At 73.2% G+C, this 18073-nt stretch carries 13 protein-coding genes; 8 read left to right on the forward strand and 5 right to left on the reverse strand.

Annotation, left to right across the window (positions count from 1 at the left end; translation table 11 throughout):
* Positions 1-273 precede the first annotated feature (273 nt).
* Positions 274-981: a hypothetical protein gene (locus tag ACIPW5_RS35515; RefSeq protein ID WP_401254222.1), complete on the forward strand. Its 708-nt coding sequence runs from the start codon at positions 274-276 to the stop codon at positions 979-981.
* Positions 969-2225: an ATP-binding protein gene (locus ACIPW5_RS35520; protein ID WP_401254224.1), complete on the forward strand. Its 1257-nt coding sequence runs from the start codon at positions 969-971 to the stop codon at positions 2223-2225. The genes ACIPW5_RS35515 and ACIPW5_RS35520 overlap by 13 nt, the downstream gene beginning before the upstream one ends.
* 5 nt (positions 2226-2230) lie before the next feature.
* Here ACIPW5_RS35520 and ACIPW5_RS35525 read toward each other — a convergent pair whose 3' ends face one another.
* A complete protein-coding gene (locus ACIPW5_RS35525; RefSeq protein ID WP_401254227.1) occupies positions 2231-4324 on the reverse strand; it encodes a PhoX family protein in 2094 nt (697 codons plus the stop codon).
* A 296-nt stretch (positions 4325-4620) separates the two neighbouring features.
* Here ACIPW5_RS35525 and ACIPW5_RS35530 point away from each other — a divergent pair, with 296 nt between their 5' ends.
* Positions 4621-6501, forward strand: coding sequence for a VWA domain-containing protein (locus ACIPW5_RS35530; RefSeq protein WP_401254230.1), 1881 nt, complete (start codon positions 4621-4623; stop codon positions 6499-6501).
* A 75-nt stretch (positions 6502-6576) separates the two neighbouring features.
* Here the strand turns inward: ACIPW5_RS35530 and aspS are convergent, their stop codons facing one another.
* Positions 6577-8394: an aspartate--tRNA ligase gene (gene aspS / locus ACIPW5_RS35535; protein WP_401254233.1), complete on the reverse strand. Its 1818-nt coding sequence runs from the start codon at positions 8392-8394 to the stop codon at positions 6577-6579.
* Between the two features lie 136 nt (positions 8395-8530).
* Here aspS and ACIPW5_RS35540 point away from each other — a divergent pair, with 136 nt between their 5' ends.
* Both ACIPW5_RS35540 and ACIPW5_RS35545 read left to right on the forward strand, forming a co-directional pair.
* Positions 8531-10774, forward strand: coding sequence for a SpoIIE family protein phosphatase (locus ACIPW5_RS35540; RefSeq protein ID WP_401254235.1), 2244 nt, complete (start codon positions 8531-8533; stop codon positions 10772-10774).
* A 57-nt stretch (positions 10775-10831) separates the two neighbouring features.
* Positions 10832-11884 (forward strand): AI-2E family transporter, encoded by a 1053-nt coding sequence (locus tag ACIPW5_RS35545; RefSeq protein ID WP_401254238.1) that lies wholly within the window; start codon positions 10832-10834, stop codon positions 11882-11884.
* 7 nt (positions 11885-11891) lie between these two features.
* Here ACIPW5_RS35545 and ACIPW5_RS35550 read toward each other — a convergent pair whose 3' ends face one another.
* Entirely contained in the window at positions 11892-12863 is a 972-nt protein-coding gene (locus ACIPW5_RS35550) for a pirin family protein (RefSeq protein WP_401254241.1), read from the reverse strand.
* Between the two features lie 198 nt (positions 12864-13061).
* Here ACIPW5_RS35550 and ACIPW5_RS35555 point away from each other — a divergent pair, with 198 nt between their 5' ends.
* Positions 13062-13532 (forward strand): hypothetical protein, encoded by a 471-nt coding sequence (locus ACIPW5_RS35555; RefSeq protein WP_401254244.1) that lies wholly within the window; start codon positions 13062-13064, stop codon positions 13530-13532.
* A 140-nt stretch (positions 13533-13672) separates the two neighbouring features.
* On the opposite strand, the gene ACIPW5_RS35560 is transcribed toward ACIPW5_RS35555, so the two are convergent.
* Both ACIPW5_RS35560 and ACIPW5_RS35565 read right to left on the reverse strand, forming a co-directional pair.
* Positions 13673-14647: an ArsR/SmtB family transcription factor gene (locus tag ACIPW5_RS35560; RefSeq protein ID WP_401254363.1), complete on the reverse strand. Its 975-nt coding sequence runs from the start codon at positions 14645-14647 to the stop codon at positions 13673-13675.
* 43 nt (positions 14648-14690) lie between these two features.
* Entirely contained in the window at positions 14691-15152 is a 462-nt protein-coding gene (locus ACIPW5_RS35565; protein WP_401254247.1) for an SseB family protein, read from the reverse strand.
* Between the two features lie 176 nt (positions 15153-15328).
* On the opposite strand from ACIPW5_RS35565, the gene ACIPW5_RS35570 reads away from it, so the two are divergent.
* Both ACIPW5_RS35570 and ACIPW5_RS35575 read left to right on the forward strand, forming a co-directional pair.
* Entirely contained in the window at positions 15329-17155 is a 1827-nt protein-coding gene (locus ACIPW5_RS35570) for an acyl-CoA dehydrogenase (RefSeq protein ID WP_401254366.1), read from the forward strand.
* Positions 17156-17290: 135 nt separating this feature from the next.
* Positions 17291-18025 (forward strand): hypothetical protein, encoded by a 735-nt coding sequence (locus tag ACIPW5_RS35575; protein WP_401254250.1) that lies wholly within the window; start codon positions 17291-17293, stop codon positions 18023-18025.
* The last annotated feature ends 48 nt before the right edge of the window (positions 18026-18073 follow it).

The raw sequence follows: 18073 nt of genomic DNA on the forward strand, positions 1-18073 counted from the left end.
GGTACCGGACGCTCCGCGCCCGGTGCGCTCAAACGCCGCGCGGGCTGGATTCGCGCAGCGAATTCCAGCCCCGCCGGCGTTTGAGGCGCGGGGGTGCGGGGGCGGAGCCCCCGCAAGGGGTCCGGGCGCAGCCCGGGGAACGGGCGAAGGGTGGGTAGGGGATCCCGCCCCGCGCAGCGGGAGCCCACCCCGCACCCGCGCTCCGGCACGGGCAGCGCCCCCGGACGGAGCAGTGGTCGGGACGGGAGGCCGGGGGCGGGGGAGCATCGGTACATGCGGAGCCCCCACGCGCTGGCCCTCGCCGCCCTCCTGGCGGCCACGGCGGGCTGCGCCGACGTGGAGGGGCTGCGCAGCTCCGGCGACCTCGGCACCGTCCACGCCCCCAAGACCCTGTGGAAGGAGTACCGCCCCGACCCCCCGGGCCCCGGGCAGCAGCCCGGGACGGCCGCCGTGGTGCCCGGGCTGCCCGCACCGGAGGGCCCCGGCATGCGCGGGGCGGACGCACTGGCCGTCGTACGGGCCGACGTCGCCGCCGCCCTCGCCGAGGACAAGGGCAGCGGCCGGCTGATCGACCCCCGGGCCGCCCGGCGGATCGCGCTCTGCACCCAGGCCGTGGACGGCGGCCCGTACTGCCCCGTCCGGCCCGGCGTCCTGCACGACCTGACCGGGGACGGCAAGGACGAGCTGATCACCGCCCTCGACCTGGACGGCCGGGTCAGCGAGCTGCGCGTGTACACCGTCCGGGACGACGGCCGGATCGCCCGGATCCTGGCCCGGCGCGGGGTGCTGGAGGGGGTGGAGGTGGCCGCCGAGCACCTGGCGGTCCGCGAGCCGACCTCGAACCCCGCCTCCATCTCGGTGTCCGACTACGTGTGGGACCCCGCGACCCGCAGCATGAGCCTGAACCAGCTCACCCTCGACGACTGCCCGGCCATCACGGACGTCCCCCTGAGCGAGGGACGGGCCCGATGCGCCCGCTGAGCAGCCTGCGCTGGAAGATCGCCCTCACCACCACCCTGGTGTGCTGCACGGTGGCCGCCGCCCTGGGGGTCCTGGTGCACAACGTGGTCTCGCGGCAGGTCGTCGGCGAGGTCCGCAAGGAGGTCGCACGGGACCTCGACCACGCCCTCGGCCACTACGAGTACGGCACCTCGCACGGGGACGTGAACGTCGCCCTGGACCCGCCCGGCCTGCCCCGCCCGCTGCGCGAGCTCGTCGCCCGCGGGCGGACCGGCAGCATGGTCGGCACCCACGACGGCGAGCCCGTCATGTGGGCCGCCGGACCCGCCGACCGCAGGGCGCTGGCGGTGTGGGTCCCGTACGCGCACACCCGCCACCGGCTCCGCGACATCGACACCGCGATCCTGGTCTCCTCGGTGATCGCGGCCGGCGTGGTGGCCCTGGCCGGCGTGTTCCTGGCCAACCGGATCAGCCGGCGGCTCACGACCACCGCCGCCGTCGCCCGCCGGATCAGCGCCGGGGACCTCGACGCCCGGGTGGCGTTCCCCGCCGACACCGGGCCGGGTGCGCACCGCTACCACGACGAGGTACGGGACGTCGCGCAGGCCCTGGACTCGATGGCCGCCTCGCTCCAGGAGCGGCTGGAGGCGGAGAAGCGGTTCACGGCCGACGTCGCGCACGAGCTGCGCACCCCGCTGACCGGTTCGCTGGCGGCCGCCTCGCTTCTGCCCGAGGGCCGGCCCAAAGAGATGATCAACGACCGGCTGAAGGCCCTGCACCTGCTCACCGAGGACCTGCTGGAGATCTCCCGGCTGGACTCCGGGGTGGAGCGGGCCGACCTGGCCCAGGTGGAACTGGGCCGGGCCGTCCAGCGGGCCGTCGCCGGGACCGGGCTGTCCGCCGAGGTGCGGATTGTGCGCGACGCGGTGGTGCTCACCGACCACCGCCGGCTGGACCGGATCCTGGCCAACCTGCTGGTCAACGCCCACAAGCACGGGCGTCCCCCGGTCGAGGTGACGGTGGAGGGCCCGGTGGTGGTGATCCGCGACCACGGCCCCGGCTATCCGGCCGAGCTCGTCGAGCAGGGCCCGAAGCGGTTCCGCACCGGGGACCCCGGCCGGGGCCGCGGCCACGGGCTGGGCCTGACGATCGCGGCCGGCCAGGCGGCGGTGCTGGAGATCGGGCTGGGCTTCGCCAACGCCCCGGACGGGGGTGCGCTGACCACGCTCCGGCTGCCGGTGGGCCGGCTGCCGGAGCAGGACTGACCGGATCAGACGCCGATGTTCTTGCCGTCCTTGCGCCACACGGACACCACCGCCGGGCGGACGATCTTGCCCGGACCGTCGGGCCACACCGACTGCGGCTTCTCCACCGAAGCGCCGTCGATCTCGCCCGGGTGCTGCACCGAGACGAGGACGCGCTTGTCCTGGACCAGCGGACCGCAGGTCTCGGCGCCGCGCGGAACGGTGAGGAACTGCTTCAGCTCACCGCGGCGCTCGCCGAACGTCGCGACGCCGAACAGGCCGTCGTGCGAGCCGAGCTGGTTGCCGTCGGTGGAGATCCACAGGTTGCCGTGCGGGTCGAAGGCCACGTTGTCCGGGCAGGAGATCGGGCTGACCTTGTCCTTCGGGAAGCCCGCGAAGTAGGTGGCCGGGTCGTTCGGGTCACCGGCGACCAGGAAGAGCCGCCAGGCGAAGCCGTCGCCCGCCGGGTCGTCGAAGTTCTCGGCGAGCTCCAGGATCTGGCCGTGCTTGTTCAGGTTGCGCGGGTTGGCCTCGTCCGCGCCGGCCTTGCCGGGCTTGCCGCGGTCGGTGTTGTTCGTCAGCGCGATGTAGACGCGGCCGGTGCGCGGCGACGGCTCGACGTCCTCGGGGCGGTCCATCTTGGTGGCGCCGACCCTGTCACCGGCCTGGCGGGTGAAGACGAACACCTCCTCGGCGGTCATGCCCTCGACGTGCGAGACGTTGCCGGAGGGGGAGGCCGTGGCCAGCTTGATCCAGACGCCGGAGCCGTCGAACTCGCCGTCGGAGGGGAGCTTGCCGGAGCCGTCGATCGAGGCGGCCGGGGAGTCGCCGGTGAGCTTGGCGACGTAGAGGGTGCCCTCGTCGAGCAGCGTCAGGTTGTGCTCCTTCGCCGCGCGCGAATTGCCCTTCATCATCCGCTTCGAGGAGACGAACTTGTAGAAGTAGTCGAAGCGCTCGTCGTCGCCCATGTAGACGACCGGACGGCCGTCCTCGGTGACGCGGGGCTGCGCGGCCTCGTGCTTGAAGCGGCCGAGGGCGGTGCGCTTGCGCGGGACGGAGTTCGGGTCGTACGGGTCGAGCTCGACGACCCAGCCGAAGCGGTGGGACTCGTTGGGCTCCTGCGCGACGTCGAAGCGCTTGTCGAACCGCTCCCACTTGCGCTCGGAGGCACCAGTGGTCACGCCGTAGCGCTTCAGGCGGGCGGCCTGGGTGGGCTCGGTGACCTGGCCGGCGTTGGCGAAGTACTGGTTGAAGTTCTCCTCGCCGTGGAGGGTGGTGCCCCACGGGGTGGTGCCGCCCGCGCAGTTGTTGAGGGTGCCGAGCACCTTGGTGCCGGTGGCGTCGACGGAGGTCTTCAGCAGGGCGCTGCCCGCGGCCGGACCGGTCAGGCGGAACTCGCTGGTCGCGGTCAGGCGGCGGTTGAGCTGGTGGCGGTTGACTGCCGTCAGCTTGCCGCTGCGGTGGTCCTCCTGGACGACGACCACGGACAGGCCGTGGGCGGCCCAGGCGATCTCGACCTGCTCGCGGGTCGGGTTCGCCGGGTCGTAGCCCTTGAACATGAGGTTCTCGTCCGTGTACTCGTGGTTGGCCACGAGCAGCTGCTGGCGCTCGTAGTTGCCGCCGAGCGGGAGCAGGCTGAGGAAGTCGTTGTTGTAGCCGAACTGGCCGGCCTGGGCGGCGGCGGTCTGCTTGTCCGCGTTGAAGCCCGGGGCGCCCTTGAGGATCGGGTCGCCCCAGCGGATGACCACGTTCTGCTCGTGGCCCTCGGGGATGGTGACCTTGTCGTCGGTGTTCGGGGCGACGGGCTTGAAGCGCAGGCCGCGGGCGGCCTCGCCCGCGCGCTTGGCCTCGGCGTCGGACACGGGGGCGGCGCTGGCGGTCTGGCCGCCGCCCGCACCGAGGGTGACGGCGGTGCCGGCGGCGGTGGCGACCGTGACGACGGCGGCGGAGCGGAGCATCGAGCGGCGGGAGTAGACGCCGGCTATGACGTCGCCGACGTACTCGTTGTCGCTGGTGTTGGGCACCTCGTGGAAGCACGCGTTACCACAGCGGTAGCGGCAGGTGAGAGCGGAACGGCCGCTGCCATGCGGGTTGCCGATGAACGGCAGGAGCTTGCGCACGAGGGTGTCCTCCGGTGAGTGCACGGCGCCGACGACGTGTCGGTACGAATTCAGCCGTGACGGTAGGCGCGGGTTGCGCCGATGCGGCGGCGGGGGGATGAACGGTGGATGAACCCGGCACGGCGGAGGGGCAGTTCGCGCAAGGGGTCCGGTTGTGTGGAAGGCCGGGCGCCACGAAAGGCGCCCCTGCCGAAGTTCCAGCCAAGGGGCCGATAACCTTACGTGTCCACTCTGGGCAGGGATCAACCGCGCAGCACGGACAAATGACGCACGCACTCATGCGAAAGGCCTGGCCCATGGGTATTCGGAGCTTGTTGCGCAAGGTGTTCGGACGGACTGCGGAGCCGGTCCCCGAGACGTCGGACGCCCCTTCGGCGGCCCTCCCGAGCCAGGCCGAACGGACCCCCCTGGACGCGGCCGCCGAACTGGTGGCGGCGTCCTTCGACAACCCGACGGTCCCGCCGCAGTCCGCGCCGCGCGACCGCGAGCCGGCCGCGGTGCTCACCGCCGCCCCGGCGCCGACGGCGGACCCCACGGTGCCGGAAGCCCGCCGCCCGTTGTCCCCGACGGTTCCGGAGGGCCCGGGTGACCCCGCGGCCCCCGCCGCGGTGCCGGCCCAGCCGACCAGCGAGACCGGGGCCGGGACCCCCGGGCCGTCGGACGAGGCCGAGCCCCGGGCGGCCGTGCCCGCCGCTGCCGCCCCCTCCGAAGAGGCCGCACCGCAGGCGGAACCCGCCACGGCCGAGGCGGAGCCCCAGGCCGAGCAGGCCGCTGCCGAGCCGGAAGCGGAGGCCCCCGCCGAGGCGGCTCCCGCAGCCGCCGAGGCCGAGCCGCAGGCACAGGCGCAGGCCGAGCCCACCGCCCAGGCAGAGCCCGCCACCGCCGCCGCCGAGCCGGAGGCCGCCCCGGAGGCCCAGGCCGAGCCGGAGCCCGAGGCCCCCGCCGAGCAGGCCGCGCCGCAGCCGGAGGCCGGGGAGGCTCCCGCAGCTTCCGCCGATGCCGCACCGCAGGCGGAGCCCGCCGCCGAGGCGGAGCCCCAGGCCGAGCCGGAGGCCGCCCCGGAGGCCCAGGCCGAGCCGGAGCCCGAGACCCCCGCCGAGCAGGCCGCGCCGCAGGCGCACGCCGAGCCCGAGGCCGCCGCAGAGGCCGAGCCCGAGGCCGAGGCGGCCCCTGCGGCCACCGACGAGCCCGCCGCCGCGCAGGCCGAGCCGCAGCCGGAGGCCGAGGCGGCTCCCGCAGCCGCCGAAGACACCGCACCGCAGGCCCAGGCCGAACCGGAGGCGGAGCCCGAGGCCGACGCCGAACCCGCCGCCCAGGCGGAGCCCCAGGCCGACCCCGAGCCCGCCGCGCAGGCGGAGCCCGAGCCGGTCGCCGCCGCGGTCGACGCGGAGCCCGAGGTCGAGCCGGTCGCCGCCGCGGCCGACGCGGAGCCCGAGGTCGAGCCGGTCGCCGCCGCGGCCGACGCGGAGCCCGAGGGTGCGGCCCCCGGGACCCCCGAGGCGTCGCCGCAGGCGGACGGGCCCGCCGTCGCCGCCGCGGCCGTACGCCGGCGGGCCGCCGGGGTCGCCGGGGCGTACAAGGCCGCCGGGCAGGTGCTGCGGTCCAAGGGCAAGGCCGGGGCCCGCGCGAAGGTGTACCTCGTACTGGACCGGTCCGGCTCCATGCGCGGCTTCTACAAGGACGGCAGCGCCCAGCACCTCGCCGACCACGCCCTCGCCCTGGCCGCGCACCTGGACGAGGAGGCCACCGTCCACACGGTGTTCTTCTCCACCGAACTCGACGGCACCGCCGAGCTGACCCTCGACGCGCACGACGCGACCTGGGTCGAGGCCCGCCACGCCGAGCTCGGCCGGATGGGCCGCACCAGCTACCACGTCGCCGTCGAGGCGGTCGTCGAGCGCTACCAGAAGGACGGAGGCGAGGGCCCGGCCCTGGTCGTCTTCCAGACGGACGGCGCCCCCGACAACGTCCGCCCCGCCCGCCAGGCCCTCGCGGACGCCGCCGCCACCGCCCCCGGCGTCCACTGGCAGTTCGTCGCGTTCGGCGACCACGACGCCAAGGCCTTCGACTTCCTGCGCAAGCTGGACGCCGAGAACTCCGGCTTCTTCCACGCCGGCCCGGCCCCCGCGGAGCTGACCTCCGCCGCCCTCCTCAAGGGCGTCCTCGACCGGTTCTGACGGCCGGCGGCGGACACACGAAGGGCCCGGGATCCGTGAGGATCCCGGGCCCTTCCCGCTACGGGAGCGGCAGTGTTACCGCGCGGCGTCCGGGTGGACGGCCTCCGCGACCGGCTTGGCGTCGGCGGCCTTCGTCTCGACCGGCTTGCGCAGGGCGATGTTCAGCTCGCGCAGGCGGGACTCCTCCAGCACCGTCGGCGCGCCCATCATCAGGTCCTGGGCGTTGCCGTTGAGCGGGAAGGCGATGGTCTCGCGGATGTTCGGCTCGTCGGCCAGCAGCATCACGATGCGGTCCACGCCCGGGGCGATGCCACCGTGCGGCGGGGCGCCGAGGCGGAACGCGCGCAGCATGCCCGCGAACTCGCGCTCGACGGTCTCGGCCTCGTAACCGGCGATCTCGAAGGCCTTCAGCATGACCTCGGGCTCGTGGTTGCGGATGGCGCCGGAGGACAGCTCGATGCCGTTGCAGACGATGTCGTACTGCCAGGCCAGGATGTCGAGCGGGTCCTTCTCCTCCAGGTCCTTCATGCCGCCCTGCGGCATCGAGAAGGGGTTGTGGGAGAAGTCGATCTTGCCGGTCTCCTCGTCCTTCTCGTACATCGGGAAGTCGACGATCCAGCAGAAGCGGAAGACGTTCTCCTCGAACTGGCCCGCGCGCTTGGCGGCCTCGACCCGGACCGGGCCCATGATCTTGGAGACCTCGTCGAACTCGCCCGCGCCGAAGAACACCGCGTGCCCGGCCGCCAGGCCCAGGCGCTCGGTGAGGACCTTGACGTTCTCCTCGGTGAGGAACTTGGCGATCGGGCCGGTCAGCGCACCGTCCTCGCCGACGCGGACCCACGCCAGGCCCTTGGCGCCCAGCGAGATCGCGTACTCGCCGAGGCCGTCGAAGAACTTGCGCGGCTGCGCGGCGGTGTCCGGGACGGCCAGCGCGCGCACGTGCTTGCCGGCGAACGCCTTGAACTCCGAGCCCTCGAACACGTCGGTGATGTCGACGAGCTCCAGCTTGGCGCGCAGGTCGGGCTTGTCGTTGCCGTACTTCAGCATCGACTCGCGGAACGGGATCCGCGGGAACGGCGAGGTGACCTCGCGGCCGTTGCCGAACTCGGTGAAGAGCTCGGTCATCAGGCGCTCGATCGGCTGGAAGACGTCCTCCTGCTCGACGAACGACATCTCCACGTCGAGCTGGTAGAACTCGCCCGGCGAGCGGTCCGCGCGGGCGTCCTCGTCACGGAAGCAGGGCGCGATCTGGAAGTACCGGTCGAAGCCGGAGATCATCAGCAGCTGCTTGAACTGCTGCGGGGCCTGCGGCAGGGCGTAGAACTTGCCCGGGTTCAGGCGGGACGGGACGACGAAGTCACGGGCGCCCTCGGGGGAGGTCGCGGTGAGGATCGGGGTCGCCATCTCGTTGAAGCCGAGGGCCACCATCTTCGAGCGGATGGAGGCGATGACCGCCGAGCGCAGCATGATGTTGCGGTGCATGCGCTCGCGGCGCAGGTCGAGGAAGCGGTACTCCAGGCGGCGCTCCTCGTTCACACCGTCGTCGGTGTTGATCGTGAAGGGCAGCGGGGCGGCCGCGCCGAGCACCTCGACCTCGGCGGCCTCGATCTCGACCTCACCGGTCGGCAGGTCGGGGTTCACGTTCTCGGCGCCGCGGGAGACGACCTTGCCGTCGACGCGGACGACCGTCTCCTTGGACAGCTTGTCCAGGACGGCGGCCGCGGCGGTGCCGGGGCGGGCGACGAGCTGCGTGATGCCGTAGTGGTCGCGCAGATCGATGAAGAGGATGCCGCCCAGGTCTCGACGATTGTGCAGCCAGCCGCTCAGCCGGACGTCGGTGCCGACGTCAGAGGCACGGAGCTCGCCGCACGTGTGGGACCTGTACCGATGCATCAGTCATCCAGTTCTACGCGATACCAGGGTGGATTCAACCGTCCCAAGGTTACCGTCCGGGCGGGGCACCGCGCGGGCGCGCCCGGGCAGCCGCCTGAACAGGCAGCCCGCCCGTCCGACCTGTAAAGATGACCGGGTGCGCACCGAGGACGTCCTGGCCGCCATCGCGACCGGCCTGTGGCGATGGGACAACGCCTCCGGGACGGTCGCCCTCGACGGCGAGGCCGCCCGGCTGCTCGGCCTGCCCGCCGAGCCCGTCGTCCTGCCCGAGGTGGCGGTGCGCTCGCGCTTCCACCCGGTCGACTGGAACGAGATCAACGGCATCGTCACCCTCGCCGTCGCCGAGGGCACCCTCGCCGAGGCCCGGCTGCGGATCATGGACGAGGACGGGCGCGTGCTGCGCACCGTGCGCAGCCGCTCCAAACCCGTGGAGAACCGGACGGCCGACGGCCGCGTCGACTACGAGCTGATCGGCACCATCCAGGAGATCGCCGAGCCGCAGCCCGGCACCACGGCCGTCCACACCCCGATCACCGGCGACTGGCGCCGCTCCCGCGAGGCCTTCCTGCTCGACGCGGGCCGGGCGCTCGCGGAGGCCCGGTCCACGGCCGAGGTGCTGCGGGTGGCGGCCTCGCTGTCCATGCCGGGCTTCAGCCCCGACGGGCTGGCGGTCTTCGGCGTGGCGGGCGACCAGCTGTCGGTCATCGGCCACCACGGGCACGCCCCCGGCGACGAGGCCCCCTTCACGGACATGGTGCTGGACACCGCCTACCCGGCCGCGGAGGTGGTCCGCACCGGCCGGGCCATCTACCTGCCGACCCCGGAGGACTACGAGCGGCGCTTCCCCGTCACCTGGCCGCTGGCGGAGCCCTTCGGCCGGGTCTCCTGGGCCTTCCTGCCGCTGATCGTCGCCGGGCGGACCATGGGGGCCTGGATGGCCGCCTTCAAGCAGCCGGTGACCTTCTCCCCCGACGAGCGCTCCGTGCTGACGACCGTGGCCCGGATGCTGGCCCAGGCCCTCCAGCGGGCCGGCGTCGCCGAGTCCGAGCGCGAGCTGACCACCGGGCTCCAGCGGTCGATGATGCCGCAGCTCGGCCCCGAGATCCCCGGCATGACCATCGCCGCGCGCTACGTCCCCACCGGCGGCGGCCTCCAGGTCGGCGGCGACTGGTACGACATGATCCCGCTGCCCTCGGGACGGTTCGCGCTGGTCATCGGCGACGTCCAGGGACACGACGTACGGGCCGCCGGCCTGATGGGCCAGCTGCGGATCGCCGTACGGGCGTACGCCTCCGAGGGCCACCGGCCCGACGCCGTGCTCTCCCGGGCCTCCCGCTTCCTGGCCGGGCTCTGCTCCTCCCAGGAGGAGGAGGCCGGGGCGGAGGCGGGCGAACGCGGCCCCGGCGGCGAGTCCGACTACCTCAGCCCCCGCTTCGCGACCTGCCTGTACGCGGAGTGCGACCCGGCGACCGGCACCCTGGAGGTGGCCCGCGCGGGGCACCCCGACCCGGTGGTCCGGATGACGGACGGCACCGTCATGATGCGGCCGACGGCGGGCGGCCTGCCGCTCGGGATCGTCCCCGACACCGACTACCCGACGACCCGGTTCACCCTGGAGCCCGGCGAGACGATGATGCTGTGCACCGACGGACTGATCGAGACCGGCGGGCACGACCTCGACACCGGCTGGGCCCGACTGCGGGCCATCCTGGAGGCCGACGCCGAGACCTACGGGCCCGGCGCGGACCTCACCGCGGGCCACCTGGAGCGCCTCGCCGACCTGCTGGTCCAGGCCGTGCACGGGCCCTCCTCGCACCACACCACCGGCCCGCTCGCCGACCGCCGCGAGGACGACATAGCCGTGGTGCTGCTCTGCCGCGAGGGCGCCGGCTGCGGGTGCGGGACCGGCCCGCAGCACCCGGCCCGGCCGGCCCGGCGCACGGTGCTGACCGTGGCGCAGGCCGAGCCGGAGCGGATCGCGGGGGCCCGCCGGCAGATCCGGGAGCTGCTGCACGACTGGGCGGACCCGGAGCAGGTGGACTCGGCTGAGCTGATGGTCTCCGAGATGGTGACCAACGTGCTGGTGCACACCGACGGGGACGCGCTGCTGGTGGCGGAGGCGGCCGGCGAGCTCGGCACCCGGCGGCTGCGCGTGGAGGTCGCCGACGGCAGCGACGAGCTGCCGCACAAGCGGCACCCCGGCGAGATGGCCTCCAGCGGCCGCGGGGTCCTGCTGATGGAGATGCTCGCCGACACCTGGGGCGTGGACCCCAGGGGCGCGGGCAAGTCGATCTGGTTCGAGCTGTACGAGCGCTCCAAGCCCGGCGACGAGACCGGGACCGGGTACGAGCCCCCGTACGAGGTACCGCCGGGCGCGTAGGACCCCGGGAGCACTCCCCGGAAGCCCTCCGGATGGCGAAGGAAGGTGGTCACGGCGATGCAGACCCCCCTGCTGCCCGAACCCGTGCGGCGGCTGGGCGCCTGGTGCGCGGTCGCCCTGCTGGTCACGGGGGTCGCCGCCGTCGGGATCTGGCTGTGCGTGGTCTTCCAGACCGCCGTCACGCCGGTCCTGCTCGCGGTCCTCGGCACGGCCCTGCTCGGTCCGCTGCACCGGCGCCTGGTGCGGACGGGGGTCAGCCACTCCCTGGCCGCGGCGCTGACCTGCCTGGCGGTGGTCGCCGTCGTCGGCGGGGCCACGTACGTCGTGGCCCTGGCGCTGGTGGAGACGGGCGACCAGATCGTCGACTCGCTCGTCCGGGCCGGCAAGACCCTGGCGGAGCACTTCGGGGCGGCCGGCACCTCCCTGGAGGACCTCGCCGCGAACTCCAAGGAGCTGCTCGCGAAGTTCGGCGGCACGGCGGCGTCGGGCGTGGTGGCCGGGCTCAGCGTGGTCGGCACGATGATCGCGACGGCCCTGCTGGCACTGGTCCTGATCTTCTTCTTCCTCCGCGACTCCCACCGGGCCGTGGGCACCCTGCGGTCCCTCGTCCCGGCCGGCTCCGCCGACCTGACGGAGGCGATGGCCCGGCGGGCCTTCGAGGCCGTGGAGGGGTTCATGCGCGGGACCACCTTCGTGGCCCTGGTGGACGCCGTCCTGATCGGAGCCGGCCTGCTGGTGCTGAAGGTGCCGGGTGCGCTGGGGCTGGCGGCCCTGGTGTTCGTGACCGCCTACATCCCCTACCTCGGCGCCTTCATCTCGGGCGCCGTGGCGGTCCTGGTGGCCCTCGCCGACCGCGGCTGGGTGATCGGCCTGTGGGCGCTGGGCGTGGTCCTGGCGGTCCAGATGATCGAGGGGTACGTGCTGCAGCCGCTGGTGCAGAGCCGCACGGTGCAGATGCACCCGGCGGTGGTGATGCTGGCGATCACGGCCGGCGCGAGCGTCGCCGGCGTCCTCGGCATGCTCCTCGCCGTCCCCCTGACGGCGGCGGCCTTCGGCATCGTCTCGGAGCTCCGGGGCCGGTACGCGGGACCGCGCGCCGACCCCCGGTAGCACCGGCCTACAGGCCGCCCTCGGACATCCCGTGCACGGCCGGGACCGTGCCCAGGCGGCCCTTCTGGAAGTCCTCGAAGGCCTGCTGGAGCTCCTCGCGGGTGTTCATCACGAACGGGCCGTAGTGGGCCATCGGCTCGCGGATCGGCCGGCCGCCGAGCAGGACGACCTCCAGGTCCGGGGTGTGCGCGTCCTGCTTCTCGTCCGCGCGGACGGTGAGCGAGGAACCGGAGCCGAACACGGCCGTCTGGCCGAGGTGGATCGGGCGCCGCTCGGCACCCACCGAGCCGCGGCCGGCGAGCACGTACGCGAGGCCGTTGAAGTCCTCCCGCCACGGCAGCGTGACCTCGGCGCCCGCCGCGACCGTCGCGTGGATCATCGTGATCGGGGTGTGCGTGATGCCGGGCCCCTGGTGGCCGTCCAGCTCGCCGGCGATGACGCGGATCAGGGCGCCGCCGTCGGGCGACGTCAGCAGCTGGACGGAGCCGCCGCGGATGTCCTGGTAGCGCGGCGCCATCATCTTGTCCTTGGCGGGGAGGTTCACCCACAGCTGGAGGCCGTGGAAGAGCCCGCCGCTGACGACGAGGTGCTCCGGCGGGGCCTCGATGTGCAGGAGGCCGGAACCGGCGGTCATCCACTGGGTGTCGCCGTTGGTGATGGTGCCGCCGCCGCCGTTGGAGTCCTGGTGGTCGAAGGTCCCGTCGATGATGTAGGTGACGGTCTCGAAGCCGCGGTGGGGGTGCCAGGGGGTGCCCTTCGGCTCGCCCGGCGCGTACTCCACCTCGCCCATCTGGTCCATCATGATGAACGGGTCGAGGTACTGGTAGTTGATCCCCGCGAATGCCCTGCGCACGGGGAAGCCTTCGCCTTCGAAGCCGCTCGGGGCGTCGGTCACGGCCAGCACGGGGCGGGCAGCGGCGCCGGCCGGTGCGGCCACGCGCGGAAGCGTCAACGGGTTCTCAACAGTCACTGCGGGCATGGTCAGGACCTCCTTCTGCGTCGAGTTTAGTTGAAACTCGAACTTTCTGCCACACCCCACGGAACAGCTCACCCGCACGGGGCATTCCCGGTCGCCGCGACGGCGACCGAGGGGGCGGTTTCGGCCGTTTTCCACCCCGGGTCGCAGTTTTTCCCCGTACCTGACAACCACGGGCCGCCCGGCGCGGTCTACCGGGTCATGGAGACCAGCTCACCCCGAACCGGCCGCGACCGCGAGCCGGAGAACGACGGCGACACCGGCACCGGCACCGACACCGCCCGGCAGTGGAGCCCGCCCGTGTGGCTGCGCGTGCCGGCGATGGCACTGGCCATGGCGGCGCTGATGGGCGGCCTCGGGTACGCCGTGTACCGCTGGGCGGCCTCCGGCCTGCCGATGGAGCCCCTGCCCGGTTCGCCCTGGCCCTACCTCGGCGCGTGGGCGGCGCTGACGTTCCTCGCCGGCCTGCTGCTCCAGTGGGCGACGCACGGGGTCGACTACGACGGCCGCTGGGCCCTGATCGGCGTCCCGGCCTTCGCCGGGATCCGGCTCTCCCTGGCCTACCGCCCCGACCCCACCCTGCTGTACGCGTACGGTCTGACGGCCCTGGCGGTCGCGGCCGCGGGCATCGCCCTGTGGCGCCTGCGCCGGACGGCCGCCCGACCGCGGTAGTCGCCGGCGGTGGACGGGGCGGGGGACTCCCCCGTGGGTCCCCCGCCGCTCCCGATGGTGCGCGAGGGCCGGCCGCTCCGGCGATCCTTTCGGCGGTGGCCGAAGACTTGAGCGGGCCCCGACCGGGCCTCCACCGGCTCTCAGCCGCCGCTCCGCAGCAGTTCCACCCCCAGGCCGGTCGCCGAGTGGAGCACCGCCTTCCCGTCCCGCTCGGTGGTGATCAGCCCGGCCGCGCGCAGGGTGCGGGTGTGCTCCGAGACCGACGGGAGACTGACGTCCAGGTCCCGGGCCAGCTCGCTCGTGGTCCGCTGCTGGACCAGCAGCCGGAGCACCGCCGCCCGGGTCCGCCCCAGCAGCGCTTCCAGCGCCGCCCCCGACGGACCTCCCGGCGGGCCCGCCTCCACCAGCGGCAGCGGCGTCATCGCCGGGTACATGAGCAGGGGCCGGCCGGCGGGCCCGTCGGGGCCGTCCGCGAGCAGCGGGCGGCCCGTCCAGAACGGCGACGGCATCAGCAGCAGTCCGCGGCCCCCGAGGTGCACCTCGTAGCCGGGCGGGCCGTCGATCTCCAGGACCGTGCCCGACCAGCGGGCCGCCGGGTGGATCCCGGCCAGGCAGGCCTTGATGCCGTGGGCGGCCAGGAGCCGGGTGCGCCAGGCCACGTCGGCCCGGAAGGACTGCCGGATGTGCGGCCAGTACGGGGCCACGACCACCTCGTACGCGGAGCCGATCGCCCCGCCCAGCCGATCCCAGGCCTCGCGGTCCTGCTCCCACAGCGCGCGCAGCCAGGAGGTCCCACCGGCGGGGGCGCGGGCGGCGGCGCCGGCCAGCTGGTCACCGGTGAGCCGCGCGCCGGCCTCGCGGACGGCGGCCAGCCCCTCCTCCAGGGTGGCCGCGTACGGCTCGACGAACTGCGGGTTCTGCCCGTCCGGGCGCAGCAGGTCGACCAGCGGGCGGGCCCGGCCGGGCAGCTCACGGCAGACGCGGCGGCGCCACGGCCCGAAGACGGCCGGCTCGTCGGTGCGCTGCCAGGCCACCATGGCCATGGCGAGCTCCAGCAGCGGCAGCGGTTCGGCGGCGAAGGTGACGTTGAACAGGTCCTCGGCCGTGAAGTGCACCCTCAGCAACACCCACCCCCGGCGCCGGCACCACTACGACAGGTCAGCCATACATGCGGCGCATCGCGAAGTCGACCATCTGCTCGACGGCCTTCGCGTCGAACACCATCCGGTGGTCGCCCTCCATGTCGAGGACGAAGCCGTACCCGGTCGGCAGCAGGTCGATCACCTCGGCGCCGGTGATCACGAAGTACTTGGACTCCTTGCCGGCGTACCGGCGGAGCTCCTTGAGCGTGCTGAACATCGGGATGACCGGCTGCTGCGTGTTGTGCAGGGCCAGGAACCCCGGGGTGTCGCCGCGCGGGCAGTAGACCTTCGACGTCGCGAAGATCTGCTGGAAGTCCTCGGCGGAGAGCGACCCGGTGGTGAAGGCCCGCACCGCGTCGGCGAGCGACGGCGGCGAGGGTTCGGGGTAGAGCGGCTGCTCGCCGTACCCGCCTGCCATCTGCTGCGGGGCGGCGTACTGCTGCTGCCCCGCGCTCACGTTCTGGTCGTAGCCGTACATGGACCGAAGCCTACCGAGCGGGCCCCGCCCCCAGGCACCCTCCAGGGATTCCCACTTGACGCTGGTCACAGTGGTCGGTGAAGGGTTGCGTCTTATTACTGGTGGGTAGCATCATGACGTTACCGATTGGTATGTACGAGGAACCTGTCTCCCCGAGCCTTAACGGAGCCGTCGCCATGGGGCACTACAAGTCGAATCTCCGCGACATCGAGTTCAACCTCTTCGAGGTGCTCGGCCGCGACAAGCTGTACGGCACCGGCCCGTTCGGCGAGATGGACACCGAGACCGCCAAGAGCATCCTGTCCGAGATCGCCCGCCTCGCGGAGAACGAGCTCGCGGAGTCCTTCGCGGACGCCGACCGCAACCCGCCGGTCTTCGACCCGGCCACCAACACCGCTCCGGTCCCGGCCTCCTTCAAGAAGTCCTACGAGGCCTTCATGGACTCGGAGTACTGGCGCCTGGGCCTGCCCGAGGAGATCGGCGGCACCACCTCGCCCCGCTCCCTGATCTGGGCGTACGCGGAGCTCCTCCTCGGCTCGAACCCGGCCATCTGGATGTACTCCTCCGGCCCGGCCTTCGCCGGCGTCCTCCACGAGGAGGGCAACGAGGCCCAGAAGCGCATCGCGCAGATCGCCGTCGAGAAGCGCTGGGGCTCCACCATGGTCCTCACCGAGCCGGACGCCGGCTCGGACGTGGGCGCCGGCCGCACCAAGGCGGTCCAGCAGGAGGACGGCTCCTGGCACATCGAGGGCGTGAAGCGCTTCATCACCTCCGGTGAGCACGACATGGAGGAGAACATCCTCCACTACGTCCTCGCCCGCCCCGAGGGCCACGGCCCGGGCACCAAGGGCCTGTCGCTGTTCCTCGTCCCGAAGTTCCACTTCGACTGGGAGACCGGCGAGCTGGGCGAGCGCAACGGCGTCTACGCCACCAACGTCGAGCACAAGATGGGCCTCAAGGCCTCCAACACGTGCGAGATGACCTTCGGCGACCAGCACCCCGCCAAGGGCTGGCTGATCGGCGACAAGCACGACGGCATCCGCCAGATGTTCATGATCATCGAGTTCGCCCGCATGATGGTCGGCACGAAGGCCATCGCGACGCTCTCGACGGGCTACCTGAACGCCCTGGAGTACGCCAAGGAGCGCGTGCAGGGCCCGGACCTCGCGAACTTCATGGACAAGTCCGCGCCCAAGGTCACCATCACGCACCACCCCGACGTGCGCCGCTCGCTCATGACGCAGAAGGCCTACGCCGAGGGCATGCGCGCCCTCGTGCTCTACACGGCCTCCGTCCAGGACGAGATCGCCCTCAAGCAGGCCGCCGGTGAGGACGCCTCCGCCGAGATCGGCCTCAACGACCTGCTCCTGCCGATCGTCAAGGGCTACGGCTCGGAGAAGTCCTACGAGCAGCTCGCCCAGTCCCTGCAGACCTTCGGCGGCTCCGGCTACCTGCAGGAGTACCCGATCGAGCAGTACATCCGCGACGCCAAGATCGACACCCTCTACGAGGGCACCACGGCCATCCAGGGCCAGGACTTCTTCTTCCGGAAGATCGTCCGCGACCAGGGCGCCTCGCTGAACATCCTCTCCGAGACGATCAAGAAGTTCCTCGCCGAGGGCCCCGGCGGCGAGGACCTCGCCCCCGCCCGCGACGCCCTCGCCAAGGCCGCCGTGGACCTGGAGGCCATCGTCGGCCAGATGATCGTCGACCTCACCGCCACCGGCGAGGACGTCAAGAACATCTACAAGGTCGGCCAGAACACCACCCGCCTGCTGATGGCCTCCGGCGACGTCGTCGTCGGCTACCTGCTGCTCAAGGGCGCGGCCGTGGCCGCCGGGAAGCTGGAGGGCGCCTCCGCCAAGGACGCCGCCTTCTACACCGGCAAGATCGCCGCCGCGAAGTTCTTCGCCGGCCAGGTCCTGCCCGGCGTCTCCGTCCAGCGCGCGCTGGCCGAGGCCGTCGACAACTCCCTGATGGACCTCGACGAGGCCGCCTTCTAAGGAAGCGCGCCCGCCTCGCCGGACGTCCCCAGCGGCGTACGTACGCACAGTGGCCGGACCCTCCCTGTCGGGGGTCCGGCCACTGCCGTCGGGCCGTTTCGGCCGTTGTCGGTGGTTCGTGGCACGCTCGTAGACATGAGTCCACAGGAGCAGCACGGCAGCAGGGGGTACTCGGTCCCCACGGGGCGCCCGTACGCCCTGAAGGAGCTCCAGGCCAACGTGGGCGCGCTCGGCGACCGGATCAAGGACCTCTACGACGGCGCCCACCCCGCCGAGTACGAGCCCGTGGCCGACGCCCTGTACGTCGCCTTCCAGACGGCGGCGGGCCTGGCCCCCGCCAAGAGCTACACCGGCTGCCCCGAGCACCCCAACGGCGCCCTCGACCCCGAGGCACCGGAGGGCTGGGGCCGCTGCCTCATCTGCAACGACCGCCGCCGCCTCGGCCGGCGCCTCCAGGGCGGCCGGGCCGCCGGACCCGCCCCCGCGGGCGAGCAGCGACGCCTCGGGTACCCCGTCCCCGAGCCCCCGTACACCCTCGACGTCCTGCGCCACTACCTGCGCGTGATCGACGAGCAGCGCTTCCACCTCACGCTCGGCTCCGCCGACCAGGACTTCGTGCGCATCGCGGACGACCTCCACCGGGCCTTCATCGTGGCCCGGGAGCTGTCGCGTCCGCGCAACGCGTCGGGATGCTCCGAGCACCCCGGCGCGCCGATCGACCCCGATGCCCCGCCGGGCGAGGCCTGTATCTTCTGCGCCGGACGCAAGAGACGCGCGCAGCGCCCGCCGCAGACCCCCGAGATGCTCCCCCGCATCCGCCGGGGCGAGCGCAGACAACTGCAGCGCAGATTCGAGCGTCCGCCGGGCTGAGCACGAAGGGACCGCGGGGCAGACCTCCCGCGTCCCCGACCCTCCGGC

Source organism: Streptomyces sp. NPDC090077 (assembly GCF_044747545.1).
Lineage (GTDB): Bacteria > Actinomycetota > Actinomycetes > Streptomycetales > Streptomycetaceae > Streptomyces.